General features: G+C 66.6%; 18 protein-coding genes and 1 pseudogene. 5 read left to right on the forward strand and 14 right to left on the reverse strand.

All coding sequences use genetic code 11. The annotated features are described in order from the left end of the window. A pseudogene (locus VF631_RS02985) lies at window positions 1–200 on the reverse strand (tRNA pseudouridine(55) synthase TruB); the annotation flags it as partial. Between the two features lie 58 nt (window positions 201–258). Between VF631_RS02985 and VF631_RS02990 the strand changes: the two are divergent. Beyond that, window positions 259–1,689 carry a hypothetical protein gene (locus tag VF631_RS02990; RefSeq protein WP_431848784.1) on the forward strand — a complete coding sequence of 477 codons (1,431 nt, stop codon included), beginning with the start codon at window positions 259–261 and terminating at the stop codon, window positions 1,687–1,689. Between the two features lie 3 nt (window positions 1,690–1,692). Here the strand turns inward: VF631_RS02990 and VF631_RS02995 are convergent, their stop codons facing one another. The 7 genes from VF631_RS02995 to rimP form a co-directional block, all read right to left on the reverse strand. Continuing rightward, window positions 1,693–2,367, reverse strand: coding sequence for a site-2 protease family protein (locus VF631_RS02995; protein WP_431848785.1), 675 nt, complete (start codon window positions 2,365–2,367; stop codon window positions 1,693–1,695). Continuing rightward, complete coding sequence (locus VF631_RS03000; protein ID WP_431848786.1) at window positions 2,360–2,893, reverse strand: GNAT family N-acetyltransferase; 534 nt, start codon at window positions 2,891–2,893, stop codon at window positions 2,360–2,362. Before VF631_RS03000 ends, VF631_RS02995 begins: the two co-directional genes overlap by 8 nt. Next, on the reverse strand, window positions 2,890–3,294 hold the full coding sequence (rbfA, locus tag VF631_RS03005; RefSeq protein WP_431848787.1) for a 30S ribosome-binding factor RbfA: 405 nt from the start codon (window positions 3,292–3,294) through the stop codon (window positions 2,890–2,892). Before rbfA ends, VF631_RS03000 begins: the two co-directional genes overlap by 4 nt. Before the next feature lie 179 nt (window positions 3,295–3,473). After that, window positions 3,474–6,008 (reverse strand): translation initiation factor IF-2, encoded by a 2,535-nt coding sequence (gene infB / locus VF631_RS03010; RefSeq protein WP_431848788.1) that lies wholly within the window; start codon window positions 6,006–6,008, stop codon window positions 3,474–3,476. 13 nt (window positions 6,009–6,021) lie between these two features. After that, window positions 6,022–6,756 carry a DUF448 domain-containing protein gene (locus tag VF631_RS03015; RefSeq protein WP_431848789.1) on the reverse strand — a complete coding sequence of 245 codons (735 nt, stop codon included), beginning with the start codon at window positions 6,754–6,756 and terminating at the stop codon, window positions 6,022–6,024. Further along, window positions 6,737–8,356 carry a transcription termination factor NusA gene (nusA, locus tag VF631_RS03020; RefSeq protein ID WP_431848790.1) on the reverse strand — a complete coding sequence of 540 codons (1,620 nt, stop codon included), beginning with the start codon at window positions 8,354–8,356 and terminating at the stop codon, window positions 6,737–6,739. The genes VF631_RS03015 and nusA overlap by 20 nt, the downstream gene beginning before the upstream one ends. A gap of 2 nt (window positions 8,357–8,358) precedes the next feature. Further along, window positions 8,359–8,937, reverse strand: coding sequence for a ribosome maturation protein RimP (rimP, locus tag VF631_RS03025; RefSeq protein ID WP_431848791.1), 579 nt, complete (start codon window positions 8,935–8,937; stop codon window positions 8,359–8,361). Between the two features lie 333 nt (window positions 8,938–9,270). On the opposite strand from rimP, the gene VF631_RS03030 reads away from it, so the two are divergent. Continuing rightward, the gene (locus VF631_RS03030) at window positions 9,271–10,635 is read left to right on the forward strand and encodes a M16 family metallopeptidase (RefSeq protein WP_431848792.1); all 1,365 of its coding nucleotides are present in this window, start codon (window positions 9,271–9,273) and stop codon (window positions 10,633–10,635) included. Here the strand turns inward: VF631_RS03030 and VF631_RS03035 are convergent. From VF631_RS03035 to VF631_RS03045, 3 genes are read right to left on the reverse strand one after another with little or no spacing between them, the layout of a single operon-like run. Beyond that, window positions 10,571–11,167: a hypothetical protein gene (locus VF631_RS03035; RefSeq protein WP_431848793.1), complete on the reverse strand. Its 597-nt coding sequence runs from the start codon at window positions 11,165–11,167 to the stop codon at window positions 10,571–10,573. The genes VF631_RS03030 and VF631_RS03035 overlap by 65 nt on opposite strands. Before the next feature lie 10 nt (window positions 11,168–11,177). Further along, entirely contained in the window at window positions 11,178–11,720 is a 543-nt protein-coding gene (locus tag VF631_RS03040; protein ID WP_431848794.1) for an isoprenylcysteine carboxyl methyltransferase family protein, read from the reverse strand. Further along, window positions 11,717–12,778: a type III polyketide synthase gene (locus tag VF631_RS03045; RefSeq protein WP_431848795.1), complete on the reverse strand. Its 1,062-nt coding sequence runs from the start codon at window positions 12,776–12,778 to the stop codon at window positions 11,717–11,719. The genes VF631_RS03040 and VF631_RS03045 overlap by 4 nt, the downstream gene beginning before the upstream one ends. Before the next feature lie 96 nt (window positions 12,779–12,874). Between VF631_RS03045 and VF631_RS03050 the strand changes: the two genes are divergently transcribed. Both VF631_RS03050 and VF631_RS03055 read left to right on the forward strand, forming a co-directional pair. Then, window positions 12,875–14,032 (forward strand): PQQ-dependent sugar dehydrogenase, encoded by a 1,158-nt coding sequence (locus VF631_RS03050; protein ID WP_431848796.1) that lies wholly within the window; start codon window positions 12,875–12,877, stop codon window positions 14,030–14,032. Continuing rightward, complete coding sequence (locus tag VF631_RS03055) at window positions 14,029–14,688, forward strand: Rieske (2Fe-2S) protein (protein ID WP_431848797.1); 660 nt, start codon at window positions 14,029–14,031, stop codon at window positions 14,686–14,688. The genes VF631_RS03050 and VF631_RS03055 overlap by 4 nt, the downstream gene beginning before the upstream one ends. On the opposite strand, the gene VF631_RS03060 is transcribed toward VF631_RS03055, so the two are convergent. Together VF631_RS03060 and trmB are read right to left on the reverse strand one after the other, a co-directional pair. Further along, on the reverse strand, window positions 14,657–15,085 hold the full coding sequence (locus VF631_RS03060; RefSeq protein WP_431848798.1) for a hypothetical protein: 429 nt from the start codon (window positions 15,083–15,085) through the stop codon (window positions 14,657–14,659). The genes VF631_RS03055 and VF631_RS03060 overlap by 32 nt on opposite strands. Continuing rightward, window positions 15,085–15,765 carry a tRNA (guanine(46)-N(7))-methyltransferase TrmB gene (trmB, locus tag VF631_RS03065; protein ID WP_431848799.1) on the reverse strand — a complete coding sequence of 227 codons (681 nt, stop codon included), beginning with the start codon at window positions 15,763–15,765 and terminating at the stop codon, window positions 15,085–15,087. The genes VF631_RS03060 and trmB overlap by 1 nt, the downstream gene beginning before the upstream one ends. Window positions 15,766–15,820: 55 nt before the next feature. Between trmB and VF631_RS03070 the strand changes: the two genes are divergently transcribed. Continuing rightward, window positions 15,821–16,198 carry a hypothetical protein gene (locus VF631_RS03070; protein ID WP_431848800.1) on the forward strand — a complete coding sequence of 126 codons (378 nt, stop codon included), beginning with the start codon at window positions 15,821–15,823 and terminating at the stop codon, window positions 16,196–16,198. Here the strand turns inward: VF631_RS03070 and metK are convergent. After that, window positions 16,195–17,397 carry a methionine adenosyltransferase gene (gene metK, locus VF631_RS03075; protein WP_431848801.1) on the reverse strand — a complete coding sequence of 401 codons (1,203 nt, stop codon included), beginning with the start codon at window positions 17,395–17,397 and terminating at the stop codon, window positions 16,195–16,197. The genes VF631_RS03070 and metK overlap by 4 nt on opposite strands. Window positions 17,398–17,419 lie beyond the last annotated feature (22 nt).

Genomic DNA, 17,419 nt, shown 5'->3' on the forward strand with positions numbered 1-17,419 from the left:
GCATCCAGCATCCGCCCGGCAAGCTTGGTCGCTTCCGCCAGCGCGATCGGCATAACGCCGCTGGCGAGCGGATCGAGCGTGCCGCCGTGACCGACCTTCACTTTGGGATAGCCACCGTCCCGCAGCGCGCGCTTGACCGCCGAGACGATCTGGGTCGAGCCCGGCCCGACCGACTTGTCGATGATGATCCAGCCGTGCACGGCCTGCGCTTAGCCCGGCCTTAAGAAAATCCAAACCGGGCCGCATTATGCGAAGCTCATGCCGGAGACCCCTGCCCGCCCCGTAATCGTGCTCGAGCTGAACGAGCTCTGCCCGCCCCTGCTCGACCGCTGGATGGTGGACGGGTCGTTGCCCAACTTCAAACGGCTGCACGACGGCTCGGACGTCTTCCAGACGCAGGCCGACGTGACCGAGCCGGACAAGCTAGAGCCCTGGATCCAGTGGTATTCGATCCACACCGGCCTATCCTACGATCAGCACGGTGTTTATCATCTGACCGACGGCGCCCGGGCCGAACACCAGGATATCTGGCGCGCGGCAATCGCCGCCGGCCGCACCGCATGCAGCTTCGCCAGCATGAACGTGCGCCCCTTCGCCGCGCCCGGATCGCTGTTCGTCGGCGATCCGTGGACGGAGAATGGCGACGCCCACCCGCCCGAACTCAACGTCTACAATCGCTTCGTCGGCCATAATGTGCGCGAATATAGCAACAGCGACGCGGGCCTGACCGCGAGCGACTACGCCGCTTTCCTGCGCTTCCTGCTGACGCATGGGCTGTCCGCGGGCACGGCGTGGCGCACCGTCCGGCAACTCGCCGACGAGAAGCTGCGCGACCCGCACCTCTCCTATCGTCGCGTCGCCATCCTCGATGCGCTGCAGTTCGACGTTTTCGCGCATTACTACCGGGTGATGCGGCCGCACCTGGCGACCTTCTTCGTCAACTCGGTCGCGCACCTGCAGCACAGCTATTGGCGCTACATGGAGCCTGACGCCTTCCAGGTGCAGCCTGACGGGAGCGAACGGGCCCGCTACGGCGACGCGATCAAATTCGGTTATGTCGCGATGGATTGGCTGATCGGCCGCGTCCTGAAACTCGCCGACCGGCATGGCACCACCCTGGTGTTCCAGACGGCGCTGAGCCAGCAGCCGTTCCTAAAGTATGAAGCGAAAGGCGGTCAGCGCTTCTTCCGGCTGCGCGACGTGCAGAGCTTTCTGCGCGAGGCGGGGGTCAGCTATCTCGATGTCGATCCCACGATGACCCACCAGTTCATGGCGACATTCGGTAGCGACGAAGCGCGGGCGGAGGCGGAGCGGCGGCTGTCCTGCTTCGAATATGAGGATGGCCGCAAGCTGATCGACTCACCGCCGCACGACACGCCGAACGCGCTCTACTTCGGCGCGCAGGTGCCGAACTCGGGCGATCTCGAGGCCCTCGTTACGGACCAGGCGACCGGCCGCACCTTCCCGGCAAGCGAAGTCGTCTACGAGCTCGACGGAACCAAGAGCGGCTGCCACCACCCAGTGGGCGCGCTCTGGATCCGGCGCGGCACCCATCGCAAGCACGAGGAACTGGTGTCGATCCTCGACACTTTTCCGACAATGCTGGACCTGCTCGGCATCGCGGACGAGAGCTCGGCCCGCACCGGACGATCCCTGTTCGGGCCGGACGCGCAGCGTAGCGCCGCCTGAGCCTCAGAGGCCGGCGAGACCCGTCACGATATCGAGCAGCCAGCGGACCGGCGGCACGACCAGCCGCTCGACCACATCCGCGCTGGGCACGAGGAGCGGCAGGATCAGCAGCAGGAAGATGAGGATGAACAGGCTCAGCCGCCCGAACCGCTGCCAGGCCGGGACGAGCCGGCGCGGGAGCAGTCCCTCGACAACATGACCGCCGTCGAAGGGCGGCACCGGCAGCAGGTTGAACACCCCGAGGAATAGGTTGATCAGCACCAAGTTCTGAAGGTTGGCGAGCAGGAAGTCCGTGCCGAGCCCGGGAGATGGTCCCACCGCCAGCACGCCCGCGAGCGCGAAGGCCGAGACCAGCGCCAGCAGGAAGTTGATCCCCGGCCCGGCCAGCGCGACCAGCATCATGTGCAGGCGCGGATTGCGCAGCCGGGCCGCGATCACCGGCACCGGCTTGGCCCAGCCGAATACCGGCGCGCCGGTCACCGCCAGGATCATCGGCAGAGCGACGGTGCCGACCGGATCGACATGCCGGATCGGGTTGGGGCTCAGCCGCCCCTGCTCGCGCGCAGTCGGATCGCCGAACGCATTCGCCACCCAGCCATGCGCCACTTCATGGAACACGATCGCGATCACCAGCGGGATCAGCCAGGTCGCGATCTCGAAAATGAGATTCTCACTCACGTCCGTGCCACTCGTCCGCGAGGATCGAATAAACTGCGGTATCGCGAACAAACCCCGTCCAGGTGACCCGGTTCTGTCGCAGCGTGCCCTCGCGGACCGCGCCGAGCTTCTCGACGGCCGCCATCGAGCGAGTATTGCGGGTATCGATCTGAAACTGTACTCGCCTGAAGCCCTGGTCGAAGGCTCTATCCAGCATCAGCCGCTTCACGCGTTTGTTGAAATTGGTGCCGCGCATTCGAGGAGATATGTAGGTGCGCCCGATCTCCAGCGCCATGTTGGCGGCATCGACGAAATAGGAGCTCATGCCGACCAACCGCTCGCCGTCGAACAGCGCGAAGGGGAGGATGGAGGCATTGCCGAAGCAGGCCTCGAACGAAGCGTCGAACCGTTCGCCGAGGAAGCTCATCGGGTAGATCGACCACATCTCCGGATCCTCGGCGCAGGCCTGCCGAAGCGGTTCCCTATGCTGCTCCTCCAGCGGCTCGATCCGGACCTCCCGGTCCAGCATCGACTCCCCGAGCCTCACTCCTCCTCGTCTCCGCCAAGGTCGCGGGCGACCTTAGGCGAGCGCAGGATGGCGTCGATGTGGCTGCCTTCGTCGAAGCTCTCGTCGGCGAGGAACTTCAGCTTGGCCGCATATTTGGTGTTCACGCGCGAGGCGACCGAGCGCTGCAGGAAGGCGGTGTTGGTGCGCAAAGCCTTCAGCACCTGCGCCTCATCCGCCCCCAGCAGCGGCTTCACGAACACGGTTGCGTGGCGAAGGTCCGGCGACATGCGCACCTCTGTCACCGACACGGGATGGCTGGCCAGCACATCGTCATGCACTTCGCCGCGCGTGAGGATGTCGGACAAGACATGACGCACCTGCTCGCCGACGCGAAGCAGGCGGACGGAGCGTCCTTCGGGAGATTCGGTGTGACGTGCCATGGAAATGATTTAGCCCCTCCCCCCTCCGCGGGGGAGGGGTTGGGGAGAGGGGGAGGAAGAAGGCAGCTCGATGCCGTCTTCTTCCTGTTAGGCGGTTGTCGCGGCATCGAGCCGCTCCGTCCGCACCCCTCTCTCCAACCTCTCTCCCACAAGGGGAGAGAGGCTTATTCAGAGTGATCTTAAAGCGTGCGCGCGCGCTCCTCGACTTCGAAGACTTCGAGGTGGTCGCCGGCCTTGATATCGTTCGTGTCGGCCAGCAGCACGCCGCATTCCAGTCCAGCGCGCACTTCGGCGACATCGTCCTTGAACCGGCGAAGCGAGGAGATCGACGTCTTGGAAACAATGACGTCCTCGCGCGTGAGGCGGGCATGGAGCCCCTTGCGGATGACGCCTTCGAGCACCAGCAGACCCGCCGCCTTGTCCCGCTTGCCGGCTGGGAAGACTTCCTGAACCCGCGCACGGCCGAGCACCGTTTCGATCATCTCTGGCCCGAGCTCGCCCGCCATCGCCGACTTCACCCAGTCGGTGAGATGGTAGATGACATCGTAATAGCGGAACTCGACCTTGTTGCGCTCGGCGATCTCGCGCGCCTTGGCATTGGGCCGCACGTTGAAGCCGATGATCGGCGCACCGCTCGCCGAGGCGAGGATCACGTCGCTCTCGGTGATGGCGCCGACGCCCGAGTGCAGGATGCGCGCCTTGATGTCCTCGGTGGAAATGCGATTGACCGCATTGACGATCGCCTCAGCGGAACCTTGAACGTCGGCCTTGACGACCAGCGGGAATTCCATGGTCTGGCTGGCGCGCGAGGCAAACATGTTCTCGAGGCTGACCGGCGCGCTTGTGGTGCGCTTGCGATCGAGCAGGCCCTGCCGATACTCGGCGACTTCGCGGGCCCGTGCCTCATTCTCGACGACAGTGAGCGTGTCGCCGGCGGACGGAACGCCCGACAGGCCGAGCACTTCGACCGGCACCGAGGGACCGGCTTCCTTCACCTGCTTGCCCTTGTCGTCGATCATCGCGCGGACCTTGCCCGGCACCGCGCCGACCACGAAGATGTCGCCGACCTTCAGCGTGCCGCGCTGCACGAGCACGGTGGCGAGCGGACCACGACCCTTGTCGAGCTTGGCTTCAACGACCGTGCCCTCGGCGGCACGGGCCGGATTGGCCTTGAGTTCGAGCAGTTCGGCCTGCAGGCTGAGTGCCTCCAGAAGCCCGTCCAAGTTGGTCTTCTTGAGCGCGGAGACTTCCACGTCCTGGACGTCGCCGCCCAAATCCTCGACGACGATCTCGTGCTGCAGCAGCTCCTCGCGGACCCGCTGCGGACGGGCGCCGTCCTTGTCGATCTTGTTGATCGCCACGATCATCGGCACGCCGGCCGCCTTGGTGTGGTTGATCGCCTCGATCGTCTGCGGCTTCAACCCGTCATCGGCGGCGACTACCAGCACGACGATGTCGGTGACGTTGGCGCCGCGCTGGCGCATCTCGGTGAAGGCCTCGTGGCCAGGCGTGTCGAGGAAAGTGATCTTCGACTTGTCGGGCAGCGCGACCTGATAGGCGCCGATATGCTGGGTGATGCCGCCAGCCTCGCCGGAGACCACGTTGGCGCCGCGGATCGCGTCGAGCAACGACGTCTTGCCGTGGTCGACGTGGCCCATGATCGTGACGACCGGCGGGCGCGCTTGCAGCGTCTCGGTCGCGTCGACATCTGCCGCCGCCTGGATGTCCACGTCCGATTCGGAGACGCGGACCATGCGATGGCCGAATTCCTCGATCAGCAGCTCGGCAGTGTCCTGGTCGATCACTTCGTTGATCGTGACGGGCGTGCCCATCTTGAACAAAGCCTTCACGAGGTCTGCGCCTCGCTCGGCCATGCGGTTGGCGAGTTCGCCCACCGTGATCGTCTCCGGCACCACCACGTCGCGCACCTGCTTGGCGGAGGGACCTGATTGACCAAGCGAGCGCTTGCCCTTCTCGCGGGCACGCTTCAGCGCGGCCATTGAGCGAGCGCGAGCGCCATCGTCGTCGCCAAGCGCGCGGGTGACGGTCAGCTTGCCGTCGCGGCGGCGATCATCGCCGCGGCGCGCGGTACGCGCCGGGTCCGGCCGCTTGACATTAACGAAGCCCTTGGGTTTCGGCCCGACCGGACGCGCTTCTTCTCCAACGGTAGCGGCTTTCGCCGGCGTCGCGGCGCCGTCCTGCGGCTGAGCTGCGGGAGCCGCTGCTTCCTGCTCGGCACGCGCGGCAGCTTCCCCGGCCTCCTGCTCGGCCCGAACACGCGCTTCTTCCTCTGCGCGGCGGTTGTCGTCCTGGCGGCGCTTCTCGTCCTCGGTCGCCTCGACCGCCTTGCGGTCCTCGCGGCGACGCGCTTCCTCCAGCGCGTTCATCCGCGCTTCGTCGGCTTCGCGGAGCAGCCGCTCCTGCAGCTCGCGGCGGGCAAGCGCATCATTGACGGGCCGCTGCGCGGGCTTGGGCGCGGCAGGCTCCGGCGCACGCGCAACTGGCGCTGGCGGCGAAGCGACTTCCTCGACCTTGGCGGGCTCCGGCGCGGGATCGCCCGGGCGCCGCAAGGTGCGCGCCTTCTTGGTCTCCACGATCACGGTGTTGGACCGGCCGTGGCTGAAGCTCTGCTTGACCTTGCCGACCTCGACCGTGCGCTTCAGGCCCAAGGGCGCGCGCGCTCCGAGTTTCGGCTTTTCCGTCGTCTCGCTCATAAAATCCTTCGTTTCAATCCACAGCCGACACGACCGGCGACGCCGCCGCAGCGGCGCTTAGCCTAGCATCCGGTCCGATAAAAGCGCGCCACCGGTCGATCGCGTGACGCACACGCGCAGCGGCAGCCCGGTCAATCAGCGCGACATGTACCACATTTTCGCGCCCCAAGGCCATCGACAATATGGTTCTTGTGGCAGGCAAAACCAGACCTTGCGGTTCGCCGCCGCCGACTCGCCACGCCTGGTCGAGCTTGCCATTGCCATCCAAGCCTGCGTCGGCGGCGTGGAGCAGCAGGTGAACATCGCCCCGCCGCGCCGCCACTTCGATCTTCTCGCTGCCGGTGAGCAGGGTGCTTGCGCGGGCTTCCAGCCCCAGCCGGTCGAGCGCGGCCTGGCGCAGCGCCGTCTCTATCCGCTCACCGAGGTCGGCCGGGATCTGGAGCTCGCCCGTCTTGAACGCACGTGACAGCGCGCCCTTGAGCTTGCCCTTGGCCTGCGCCGCATCAAGCGCGGGACGATCGACGCCGATCCATGCGCCCCGGCCCGGCGCCTTGGCGCGGACGTCCGGCAGCACCTGCCCGTCGGGGCCAAGCGCGAGCCGGACCAGCCGATCCCGCGCGCCATGTTCGCGCGTCAGGATGCAGGTCCGCTCCGGCCCCTTATTCTCCTGCGAAAGCAGGAGCCCATCATCGATGCCAGGCTCGGCTTCGCGGCCTAGACCAGCCGCATCATTGGGAGGCTTCCGCAACAGCGTCCTCCCCTTCGTCCTCGAACCAGTGCGCGCGGGCGGCCATGATGATCTCGTTGCCCTGCTCGTCGGACAGAGCATAATCGGCGAGGATACCGCCCTTGTCCTCCGGCCGGTTGTTCGGCTCGCGCTGGCGGCGTTGCTCGGGGCGCTTCTTCTGGACGAGTTCGTCGGTGGCGAGATCGGCGAGATCGTCGAGCGTCTTGATGCCGGCCTTGCCGAGCGTGACCAGCATCGCCTCTGTCAGGTACGGCATCTCGGCCAGCGCATCCTCGACGCCGAGCCCGCGGCGCTCCTCGCGGGACGCTTCCTCGCGCCGCTCCAGCGCTTCCTGAGCGCGGGACTGCAGCTCGGCCCCGAGCTCCTCGTCGAAGCCTTCGATGCTCGCAATCTCGTCCAGCTCCACATAGGCGACTTCCTCGAGCGCGCCGAAACCTTCGGCGACGAGCAGCTGCGCCAGCGTCTCGTCGACATCGAGCTCATTCTGGAACATCTCGGAGCGCTCGATGAACTCGCGCTGGCGCTTCTCGGAAGCGTCCGCCTCCGTCATGATGTCGATCGCCGAGCCGGTCAGCTGCGAGGCGAGCCGAACATTCTGGCCGCGCCGGCCGATAGCGAGGCTGAGCTGATCGTCGGGCACCACAACCTCGATCCGGCTCTCTTCCTCGTCGATCACCACGCGCGCGACGGTGGCCGGCTGCAAGGCGTTGACGACGAAGGTGGCGAGGTCAGGCGACCAGGGGATGATGTCGATCTTCTCGCCCTGCATTTCCTGGACGACAGCCTGGACGCGCGAACCCTTCATGCCGACGCAGGCGCCGACCGGATCGATCGAGCTGTCGTGGCTGATCACGCCGATCTTGGCGCGGCTGCCGGGATCGCGTGCGGCCGCCTTGATCTCGATGATGCCGTCGTAGATTTCCGGCACTTCCTGCGCGAACAGCTTCTTCATGAAATCCGGATGCGCGCGGCTGAGGAAAATCTGCGGGCCGCGATTTTCACGCACCACCTTCAGGATCAGCGAGCGGACGCGATCGCCGACGCGGACCACTTCGCGCGGGATCTGCGCATCACGGCGAATGACGCCCTCGGCGCGGCCGAGATCGACGACGACATGGCCGAATTCGACGCGCTTCACGACGCCGGTGATGATCTCGCCGGCGCGGTCCTTGAACTCCTCATACTGGCGCTCGCGCTCGGCGTCGCGGACCTTCTGGAAGATGACCTGCTTGGCGGCCTGGGCGGCGATCCGGCCGAACTCGATCGGCGGCAGCGGATCGACGATGAAGTCGCCGACGCTCGCGCCTGGCTGGAGTTTCTGCGCGTCTTCCAGGCCGACCTGCTTGAAATGGTCGTCAACCTCCTCGGTCACCTCGACCACACGCCAGAGCTGGACGTCGCCGCTCTCGGTGTCGAGCTTGGCGCGAATGTCGTTCTCGGCGCCGTAGCGCGAGCGGGCGGCGCGCTGGATCGCGTCCTCCATCGCCTCGATCACGATCGCGCGGTCGATCAGCTTCTCGCGCGCGACCGCATCGGCGATCGCGATCAGCTCGGCGCGGTTGGCGGAAACGGCGCCGGGTGCGGTGGCGGCAGTAGCCATGGTCAGTCTTCCTCTGCTTTCGTCTCTTGCTGCGGATCGGAACCCGCTTCCTCGTAAACTTCGTCGGCGCCTTCGGCGCTGAGCGGCGCGGTCGCGGCAATCAGCCTGTCGGTCATGACGAGTTTGGCCGATTGGACCGCCGCGAACGGCAGCCGCGTCTCGCCGAGCCCCGGCACATCGACAAGAACGTCCTCGCCGTCCGAGCCGATCAGGTTGCCGGTGAACTGCTTGCGCCCGTTCAGCTTCTCGGCGAGGCTGATCCTCGCCTCATGGCCCGACCAGTCGGTGTAATCGGTAAGGCGCGTCAGCGGCCTGTCGATCCCCGGCGAACTGACTTCGAGCCGGTAAGACCCCGGAATCGGATCCTTGCCCTCGGCTTCCAGCGCATCCAGCATCTCGGACAAACGCCGAGACAATCGCGAGCAATCGTCGAGCGTCAGCTGGCGCGTGTCGGAGCGCTCGGCCATGATCTGCAGCGTCGGATCGGATGTGCCGCCGATCATCTTGACGCGCACCAGCGCGAGCCCAGCGGCTTCCACCATCGGCTCGATCAGCTGCGTCAATTGGGGGTTGTCCGCCATCCAGGCTCCAAACGATATGAGTCCTCGGCGCCGGCCCCGACCCTCGGGACCAGCCTCAACTTCTAACGATGTCGAGGAGGAAGTGCTCATATAGAGGCGGCACCATCGGCGGGCAAGCGTTGATAAGCCAAGCCGGTCGCGCCACTTTCTTTCTCAATGAGGTCAAAGCCAGATTGGGTGAAATTATTGGCGGCTCTGCTGCTTGCTTCGTCGTGGCCGTCAATCGGTTACGCTCAGCAAGCGGCATCCGATGCTGTGCGCGTCGCGTGGGGTTTCGACCGCAGCGATCTGACGCCCCATCCTGCCGTCCGCTTCGGGGTTCTCTCGAATGGCATGCGCTATGCCGTCATGCGCAGCCCGGCGCCCGCAGGCAGTCTGTCGGTGCGCCTCCACCTCGATGTCGGCGCGCGCGATGAAGGCGAGCGGGAAATCGGCTTCGCGCATATCATCGAACATATGATTTTTCACGGCTCGGAAGGCATTCCGGAAGGCGCCCTGCCGCTCATGCTGTCCAGCCGGGGCCTCCAGCGCTGGTCCGACTTCAACGCCTTCACCAGCCATGACGAGACCGTCTACCGACTCGACCTGGGCCGCGCCGATAGCGGTGCGCGGGAGACGGGGCTCACCCTGATGCGGGAGATTGCGGGCCGCCTGCTGTTCACGCGCGAAAACGTGGCCGGCGCCAAGCGAAAGGTTCAGGAAGAGATACGCGCGCGCGACCTTGTGCGCGACCGGATGGACACGGCGCAAAATCGACTGCTCGTCCCGGGAACCCGTCTCGCCGGCGGACCCGTCGCCGGCACGACCGCGACTGTCGGGCGAGCCACCCCAGACGCGCTACGGGCCTTGTATGAACGGACATATTTGCCTGCGCGCGCCACCTTGGTGCTGGTAGGCGACTTCGATCTCCCTCCGGTCGAGGAGGAAATCGAGAGGCACTTCGCTGATTGGAAGCGCCCGACGCATGTCGAGTCCGGCCCCTTCCCCCGCGCGGCTCCAGGAAGTCGTGGGGCGGCGGTTCACCTGTTCGTCGATCAAGATGCTCCAACGACGGCCACCATTGCGGCGGTCGAGCCGATCGGCGGCGCGGATGACGCCAGCCGACGGGACTCGTCCTTCCTGGAGCGGCTCGGCACCGAAATGCTGACCCGACGCCTCGCGCGGGCGGCGGCCGTACCGCCGGCCCCTTTCGTTACGGCAAGTGCGTCACTGTACGAGCATTTCTCGACCGCTCGGGTCGCCAGAATCGATGTCGAGGCGCGCGAGCGGGACTGGGCCAAGGGGCTGCAAGCGGTCGGCATGGAGCTTCGGCGCGCGCTGTCTCAAGGTTTCTCGCCCGCCGAGCTCGGCGAGCAGCTCGCCGAAACCCGGCGCAGCCTTGGTCGAGCTGCCAGGCCGCGGACCAGTTCGGCGCTTGCCGACGCGATCGTGGATGCGGTCGGGCGCGGCCTGGTCTTCACCGAACCCGGCGACCCGGACGCCACGATCGCCTATCTTGCGCGAGTTCGGCTCCAGGATGTGAACGAGGCATTCCGGGCCGCCTGGGGCAAACCGGACCGGCTGATCTTCGTCTCTCACCACCGCGCCGTGCCGCGGGCCGAAGCCACGATCCGTGCAGCCTGGTCGAGCGGCTTCAATGCGCCCGCTGTCGAGCGTCAGAGCCCCAGGGCGGGGGTGGGGTCGCAACCGGACGAGTGAGGTCGAACTCCACTCGAAAGAAGCGGCCGGGGCGGCGCAGCTCATAGGCGAAGATGCGGCCGGGCTCGACGTCCAGCGCCCACACATTGGTCAGCGACTGCGGGATGTTCTCGCGCACGAACAGCGCCTTTGTCTCGGCGTCGGCGGGGAACTCCTGTCGGCCCGCGGTCCCTGGTAAAGTCGCGTCACCGCCATATTGGGTGAGCTTGTCCTCGCTCCCGTCCTCGTGCCGGTGATCATGCTTGAGGCGCAGCGCCGACTGCCCCCGGGTTACTAGCCACGTCCGCGACCGGTTCTCGCCGACGTGGAACGGAATGCGGATCGTGTCGCCCGAGCAGTCCCGCACATGCATGACGAGCCGCTTGCCCGCGAAATCGCGGTCGGCGTCCACCGGCGGGCTGGCGATCCGGCCCTCGAAAGCCTTCCCGCACAGGCCGGAAAGCCGGGCGAAGAAGGCGTCCTGCGGCGCCGCGGCGGGCGTAGTCGCGCAGGCTACGAGGCCGGCGAGCAAGGCGGGCGAAAGCTGCTTCATCTCCGCCCTGCTAGGCCGCATCTTCGGCGCTTGCCAGCGCGCGGTTCTCCGCCCGGATGCGGATGGCCAGAACTGCCGCATTGAGCAGGGTAAAGACCAGGGCGACCTGCCACAGCCCAAAGGCGAGCGGCAGGATCGCGATCTCGCCAACGACCACCAGGTAATTGGGATGACGCACGAAACGGAAAGGCCCGGTGGCGACGAGCGGCGCGCCGGGCACGATGATGATGCGCGTCGTCCAGCGCTCGCCAAGCGTCGCCAGGACCCAGACGCGACACGCCTGGAGCAGGGCGAATACGGCGATCAGCGCCCAGGCGATCTCCCGCCCGGGCGCAAGCCACCATAGGCTGACCAGCCAGCCGGTGTGGACGGCGACGATCAGGGGGTAATGGCCAGGCGAAACTTCGCGAGCGCCGCCGGCTAGCAGGCGAGCAGTGTTGCGACGGGCGATCGCCAGTTCAGCCAACCGCTGGAGCGTCACAAAAGCCAGGATCAGGATCGCAGGCAGCGTCATCGTCCCGGCAAGTACCCCGGGTGCGGCCTCGCTCGTCACGCCCGCGCCAGCGTAAGGCCGCTGGTGGTGAAGCCGGGACCGAGCGCGAGCAACAGCGTACGCTCCGGCATGCCTCCTTCAAGCACGCGCTTAAGCACGAACAGGACTGTCGGTGCGCTCATATTGCCGTATTCACGCAACACGGCGCGTTCATGATCAAGCGAGCCCTCCGCGATGCTGAGGCTTTGCTCGAGTGCGGCCACGACTTTCGCACCACCCGGATGACAGGTGTAACGTTTGACTGCGCCGCGGCTTTGGCTCGCATGATGGAGGATCTGCTCGACGGCCGCCGCCATATTCTCTTCGACGAAGGGCGGGATCGACCGATCGAAGATGACTCCAAGGCCGGGGTCCTCGACATCCCATCCCATGATGCCGAGCGTGTCCGGCCAGAGGATCTCGGCCCCGCCCTCAATGGCGGCAAGTCCGCCCTCGCCTGCCCTCAGCACCGCGGCAGCAGCACCGTCCGCGAACAGAGCGGTAGCGACGATGTTCGCCTTGCTGAGTTTGTCCAGGCGGATCGAGGTCGAGCACAGCTCGACGGTGACGAACAGGATGGTCTTGCCTTCCCGGCCGGCGGCAAGCCGGGACGCGGTAGCTAGCCCGCTCACGCCTCCCGCGCATCCGAGGCCGAACAGGGGCACGCGCTCGACATCGCGGCGAAAGCCCATTCGACCAGCGACCCGCGCTTCCAGGCTCGGTGTCGCAATCCCGGTCGTCGACACCGTCACCAACCCGTCAACCTCGTCGGCAGCGATGCCGGCCTGATCGAGCGCCTTGCGGGCCGCTTCGATGTACAGCGCTTCGGCGGCCTCCAGGTAGACGTCGTTTCGCGCCTTCCAGCCATGGTCGCCGCGGTACCAGTCGATCGGCCTGACGATGTGGCGCTTGTCGATTCCGGCGTTGTCGAACACGGGCGCGAGCCGCTCGAACGCGCTCGCCCGCCGCCCGAACAAGGTGCGCGCCAGATCTTTCGCCTCCGCCTGGGTGATCACCGTGTCGGGAACCGCAGTCGATACGGACAGCAGCGAGACCGGCGCGGATTGTGAACGGGGCAAGCGGGATTTCCGAGCGTCGGGGGTGGACCTTGCGGCGGCGAATTCGCACATGGGGTGCTTGGTTTCGTCCAGCAACCCGTTCCCGGAGTTCACCCGATGCGTCCATCCACTCTCGCCGGCCTCTCCCTCCTCGTCCTACTTGGCTGCAACGCAGCTGGAGAAGGCGTAGCGGGCGACGATGCGATCGCCGCCGCGCCGGCAGCCAAGGCAAGCGCCGGCCGCCCGTTCGCGATCCAGCCGGTGACCAAGTTCAACGAGCCTTGGGCGATGGCCTTCCTTCCCGATGGCGCCGCGCTCGTGACCGAAAAGCCGGGCGGTCTCGTGCTCTGGGCGAATGGCCGGGCGAGCCAGGTGTCCGGTGTGCCGGCAGTCGATTATGGCGGACAGGGCGGGCTTGGCGACGTCGTCATCCACCCCGCTTTCTCTCGCAACGGGCTTGTCTACCTGAGCTGGATCGAGGCCGGCGAAGGCGACACTCGGGGCGCCGTCGTCGGCCGCGGTCGTCTCGTCCGGCAGGGCGGCGCGGCGCGGCTGGAAGGCATGCAGGTGATCTGGCGGCAGGCGCCAAAGGTGGAAGGCCGCGGACATTACGGCCACCGCCTGGCCTTTGCGCCGGACGGCAAGCTCTTCATCTCCAATGGCGATCGCCAGAAATTCGAGCCGGCGCAGGACATGACCGGCACGCTCGGCAAGGTCGTTCGCCTCAACGACGACGGCTCCGTCCCGCGCGACAATCCCTGGGCGAGCAAGGGCGGCGTCACCGCCCAGCTCTGGTCCGCCGGGCATCGCAACATCCTCGGCCTCGCCTTCGATGGCCGCGGCCAGCTGTGGAGCCACGAGATGGGTCCCAAGAATGGCGACGAGTTCAACCGGATCGAGCGCGGTTCGAACTACGGCTATCCGATCGTCTCCAACGGCGATCATTATGACGGCAAGCCGATCCCGGATCACAGCACCCGGCCCGAGTTCAACGCGCCGGAAGTCACCTGGAACGGCCTCTCCCCGGCCGGCCTCATGATTTATTCCGGCAGCGCTTTCCCGCAATGGCGCGGCAGCGCGTTCGTTGGCGGGCTCTCCGGCCAGGCGCTTGTTCGGGTTGCGATCAACGGCGCAGGCGCCCGCGAAGTCGAACGCTGGGACATGGGCACCCGCGTCCGCGAGGTGGAGCAAGGCCCGGACGGCACCATCTACGTGCTGGAAGACACTCGGAACGGCTCCGGCGGGCGGCTGCTGAGACTGTCGCCGGCGCGGTGAGCGCGCTCGTCGAGGTCGGCAGCTACACGCGAGAACTCGGCGCAGGGATCGAGCGGCTCTACGAGAACGCGCTCGACTGGGAGCATCTGCCGCACCTTCACCACGACAGCTTCTCAGGCATCCGGGTCATCGAGCACGGGCCGACCGGCTGGCGCGCCGAAGCACGGCTGACCGGCGGTCGCGGCGTCACGCTCGACCTTCGGCTGGACGAGGCCGGTTGGGTGACCCGCTCCTTCGCCGGCGAGCGAGTCACGACCGAGATTCGCACCCGCGCCGAGGCTACGGGCCCGAACAGCTGCCGAGTTCACGTCCGCTTTCTGGTCGCGGACGTTCCGGAGGAAAAGCGGCTCGCGATCGGCGAACACTATCGTGCGCTCTATGCCCGGCTGTACGACGAGGACGAGCGCATGATGATCGCCCGCGCCGAAGCGATCAGCCGCGGGCCTGGGGCGCTGAAGGAGCGGCGAGTCACAACGCTACCGGACGGGACGACAGCCGAAGTCCCCGTCTTTTGCCCCCACAATGGGTTACCGCTCGACGCCGAGCCTGACTCGTATGGCGTGATCACCTGTCCATGGCACGGCTACCGCGTGGATATCCGCACCGGCCGCTGCACCGCGCCATTCAGGACCGCCGGCGGGCCTCCTGAAGCGTGACCGCCAGGTGTGCCGGCGGGCCGACGAGGTAATCCGAACAAAGGCTCTGGATCCGATATCGACCCATCCCCGCCGGGTAGAGGATCAGCGTCTTTCGCTGCCCCTTCGCCAGGAGCAGATCGCAGGAAGCGCTGCTGGCTGACGTACGCCTTTGTATCTCGAACTGCTTCGGCGCGCGGCCCCACCGGGTGCGGAGCACACGCACACGCTCCCCCCGGCCGCTTGCGAAATGGAAATCACTCAAAGCCTGGACATCCACGATCGCAACTGCCCCTTGAACGATCTCCCGCGCTGCTTGCCGCGACTGTTCGGGCGGACCGGGCGGGACACAGGAGCAGGCACGCGCGCGCGATTCCAACCCAAGCATCAGCAGCAGCGCGATCAGCAGCTTAGCCATCAGACCCTCCGATACCTGAAATACCACACTTCATGCCCCTTGCGGCGCGCCTTGGCTTCGTAGCGCGTTTCCGGCCACCCGCCCGGGCGGATGAGGAAGTCGCGGGCACTCTCCGCCAGCCACTCGAAGTCGCGGCGCTGATCCATGATCATCATCGACCAGCGGCAATAGGTCGGGTCGTCTGTGCCGAGCCGGAACTCGCCCCCGGGCTGGAGCTTGGCGGCGATCAGGTCGAGCGGGCCGTGGTTGACCATGCGTCGCTTGGCGTGGCGCGCCTTGGGCCATGGATCGGGGTGGAGCAGGTAGACGAAGCGCAGCGATGCGTCCGGCAGCCGTTCGAGCACCTCCAGCGCGTCGCCCATGTGGAGGCGGATATTGGTGAGCCGCTGGTCGCGGATATGCGTGAGCGCGCCGACAACGCCGTTGAGGAAGGGCTCGCAGCCGATGAAGCCGTGGTCGGGCAGGAGATCGGCCCGGTAGGCGAGATGCTCGCCCGAACCGAAGCCGATCTCGAAATGCAGCGGCCGATCGTCCCCGAACAGCAGCGCGGAGCCGATCTCCCCCGCTTCGGGCACGCTCAGCGTCGGGAGCAACTCCTCCACGAGCGCAGCTTGCCCTTCGCGCAGCTTGTGGCCCGAGCGGCGGCCATAGAGGCGGCGGATGGTGGTGGGATCGCCCATGGCGGCTCCTATTGACGCAATCGGCGGTTCAGCCAAGCCGAGGGATAGTGCGGGGATGAGACACACCTTTGCCGCCGCAGCCTTGCTTCTGCTTGCCGCCGCTCCCGCTCATGCGACGCAAGGCCTGCTCTGCCGCGCCCTGTCCAGCAAGGTGCCGCGGATCAGCCTCGTCATCGGCGCGGGCGGCATCGCCGGGGCGAGCCTCGACGAAAACGGCCGTTGGCTCACCTTGGGTCCAAACACGGATTTGAGACTGACGCAGGCCTGGATCGACGGGGAACAGGTCTTGGCGGACATCGTCGGTCCGACGTGGGATCGCGTGGCTCGACTTCGCGCCCGTTTCGAGCCGCCCGTCCGCGGCATGCCGCGATCCGCACGGGGTACGCTGACCCTGCGCGGGCGGACGTTCGCCGTCCGCTGCAAGGAGGATTAGAGCGCCGCCTTCAGCGCGTCGACCAGATCCGTCTTTTCCCAGGTGAACAGATCGCCTTCGGGCTTGCGGCCGAAATGGCCGTAAGCGGCGGTCGCGGCGTAGATCGGCTTGTTGAGGCCCAGATGGGTGCGAATGCCCTTGGGGGTGAGGCGCACCAGCGTCGGGAGCACCCGCTCCAGATCGGCGGCGGTGGTGCCGTTGGCCTCGGTGCCGTGCAGATCGACATAGAGCGACAAGGGCTCGGCGACGCCGATCGCGTAGGAAAGCTGGATCGTGCAGCGTTTCGCGAGGCCCGCGGCGACCACGTTCTTGGCCAGATAGCGGGTGACATAGGCGGCCGAGCGATCGACTTTGGTCGGATCCTTGCCCGAAAAGGCGCCTCCGCCATGGGGTGCCGCGCCGCCATAAGTGTCAACGATGATCTTGCGACCGGTGAGGCCGGCATCGCCGTCGGGTCCGCCAATCTCGAACACGCCGGTAGGGTTGACGAAGATCGACTCGTCGGCCGGTACCCAGCCTTCCGGCAGCACCTCTGCGAGGACGGACTTCACATAGTCGCGCAGCTTGGCCTGGCCTTCGTCATTGCTGAAGTCGGCCGAATGCTGGGTCGAGACAACGACCGCCGAAGCGCCGACCGGATGCCCGTTCTCGTAACGCAGCGTCACCTGGCTTTTCGCGTCGGGCTCCAGGAACGGCGCTTCGCCGGAATGCCGGTCGGCCGCGAGCCGCTCCAGGATGCGGTGCGAGTAATAGAGGGTGGCGGGCAGCAGGTCCGGCGTCTCGTCGGTGGCGTAGCCGAACATGATGCCCTGATCGCCCGCGCCTTCGTCCTTGTTGCCACTCTCGTCGACGCCTTGGGCGATGTCGACCGACTGGCCGTGAAGGTTGTTCTGGAACTCCAGGGTTTCCCAGTGGAAGCCGGATTGTTCATAGCCGATCCGCTTCACGGTCTCCCGAACAGTGCGCTCGATCTCCTCCTCCGCCCCATCCGCCCAAGCGCCATTCTCGTACACGCCACGGCAACGAATCTCACCGGCCAGCACCACCAGCTGGGTGGTGGTGAGCGTCTCGCAGGCGATCCGCGCCTCCGGGTCCTTGGACAGGAACAAGTCGACGATCGCGTCCGAAATCTGGTCGGCGACCTTGTCGGGATGCCCTTCGGAAACGGATTCGGACGTGAACAGGTAATTGCTGCGCATCGGGGGTGGACGACCTTTCGGG

The sequence above is a fragment of the Allosphingosinicella sp. genome, assembly GCF_036387615.1.
GTDB lineage: Bacteria > Pseudomonadota > Alphaproteobacteria > Sphingomonadales > Sphingomonadaceae > Allosphingosinicella.

What these genes read in the sequence shown, in the direction of transcription:
- VF631_RS02990 (WP_431848784.1), top strand. Translation starts at nt 259, where the DNA reads ATGCCGGAGACCCCTGCCCGCCCCGTAATCGTGCTCGAGCTGAACGAG.
- rbfA (WP_431848787.1), bottom strand. Translation starts at nt 3,294, where the DNA reads ATGGCACGTCACACCGAATCTCCCGAAGGACGCTCCGTCCGCCTGCTT.
- infB (WP_431848788.1), bottom strand. Translation starts at nt 6,008, where the DNA reads ATGAGCGAGACGACGGAAAAGCCGAAACTCGGAGCGCGCGCGCCCTTG.
- nusA (WP_431848790.1), bottom strand. Translation starts at nt 8,356, where the DNA reads ATGGCTACTGCCGCCACCGCACCCGGCGCCGTTTCCGCCAACCGCGCC.
- rimP (WP_431848791.1), bottom strand. Translation starts at nt 8,937, where the DNA reads ATGGCGGACAACCCCCAATTGACGCAGCTGATCGAGCCGATGGTGGAA.
- VF631_RS03030 (WP_431848792.1), top strand. Translation starts at nt 9,271, where the DNA reads ATGCGCTATGCCGTCATGCGCAGCCCGGCGCCCGCAGGCAGTCTGTCG.
- VF631_RS03035 (WP_431848793.1), bottom strand. Translation starts at nt 11,167, where the DNA reads ATGAAGCAGCTTTCGCCCGCCTTGCTCGCCGGCCTCGTAGCCTGCGCG.
- VF631_RS03050 (WP_431848796.1), top strand. Translation starts at nt 12,875, where the DNA reads ATGCGTCCATCCACTCTCGCCGGCCTCTCCCTCCTCGTCCTACTTGGC.
- VF631_RS03060 (WP_431848798.1), bottom strand. Translation starts at nt 15,085, where the DNA reads ATGGCTAAGCTGCTGATCGCGCTGCTGCTGATGCTTGGGTTGGAATCG.
- trmB (WP_431848799.1), bottom strand. Translation starts at nt 15,765, where the DNA reads ATGGGCGATCCCACCACCATCCGCCGCCTCTATGGCCGCCGCTCGGGC.
- VF631_RS03070 (WP_431848800.1), top strand. Translation starts at nt 15,821, where the DNA reads ATGAGACACACCTTTGCCGCCGCAGCCTTGCTTCTGCTTGCCGCCGCT.
- metK (WP_431848801.1), bottom strand. Translation starts at nt 17,397, where the DNA reads ATGCGCAGCAATTACCTGTTCACGTCCGAATCCGTTTCCGAAGGGCAT.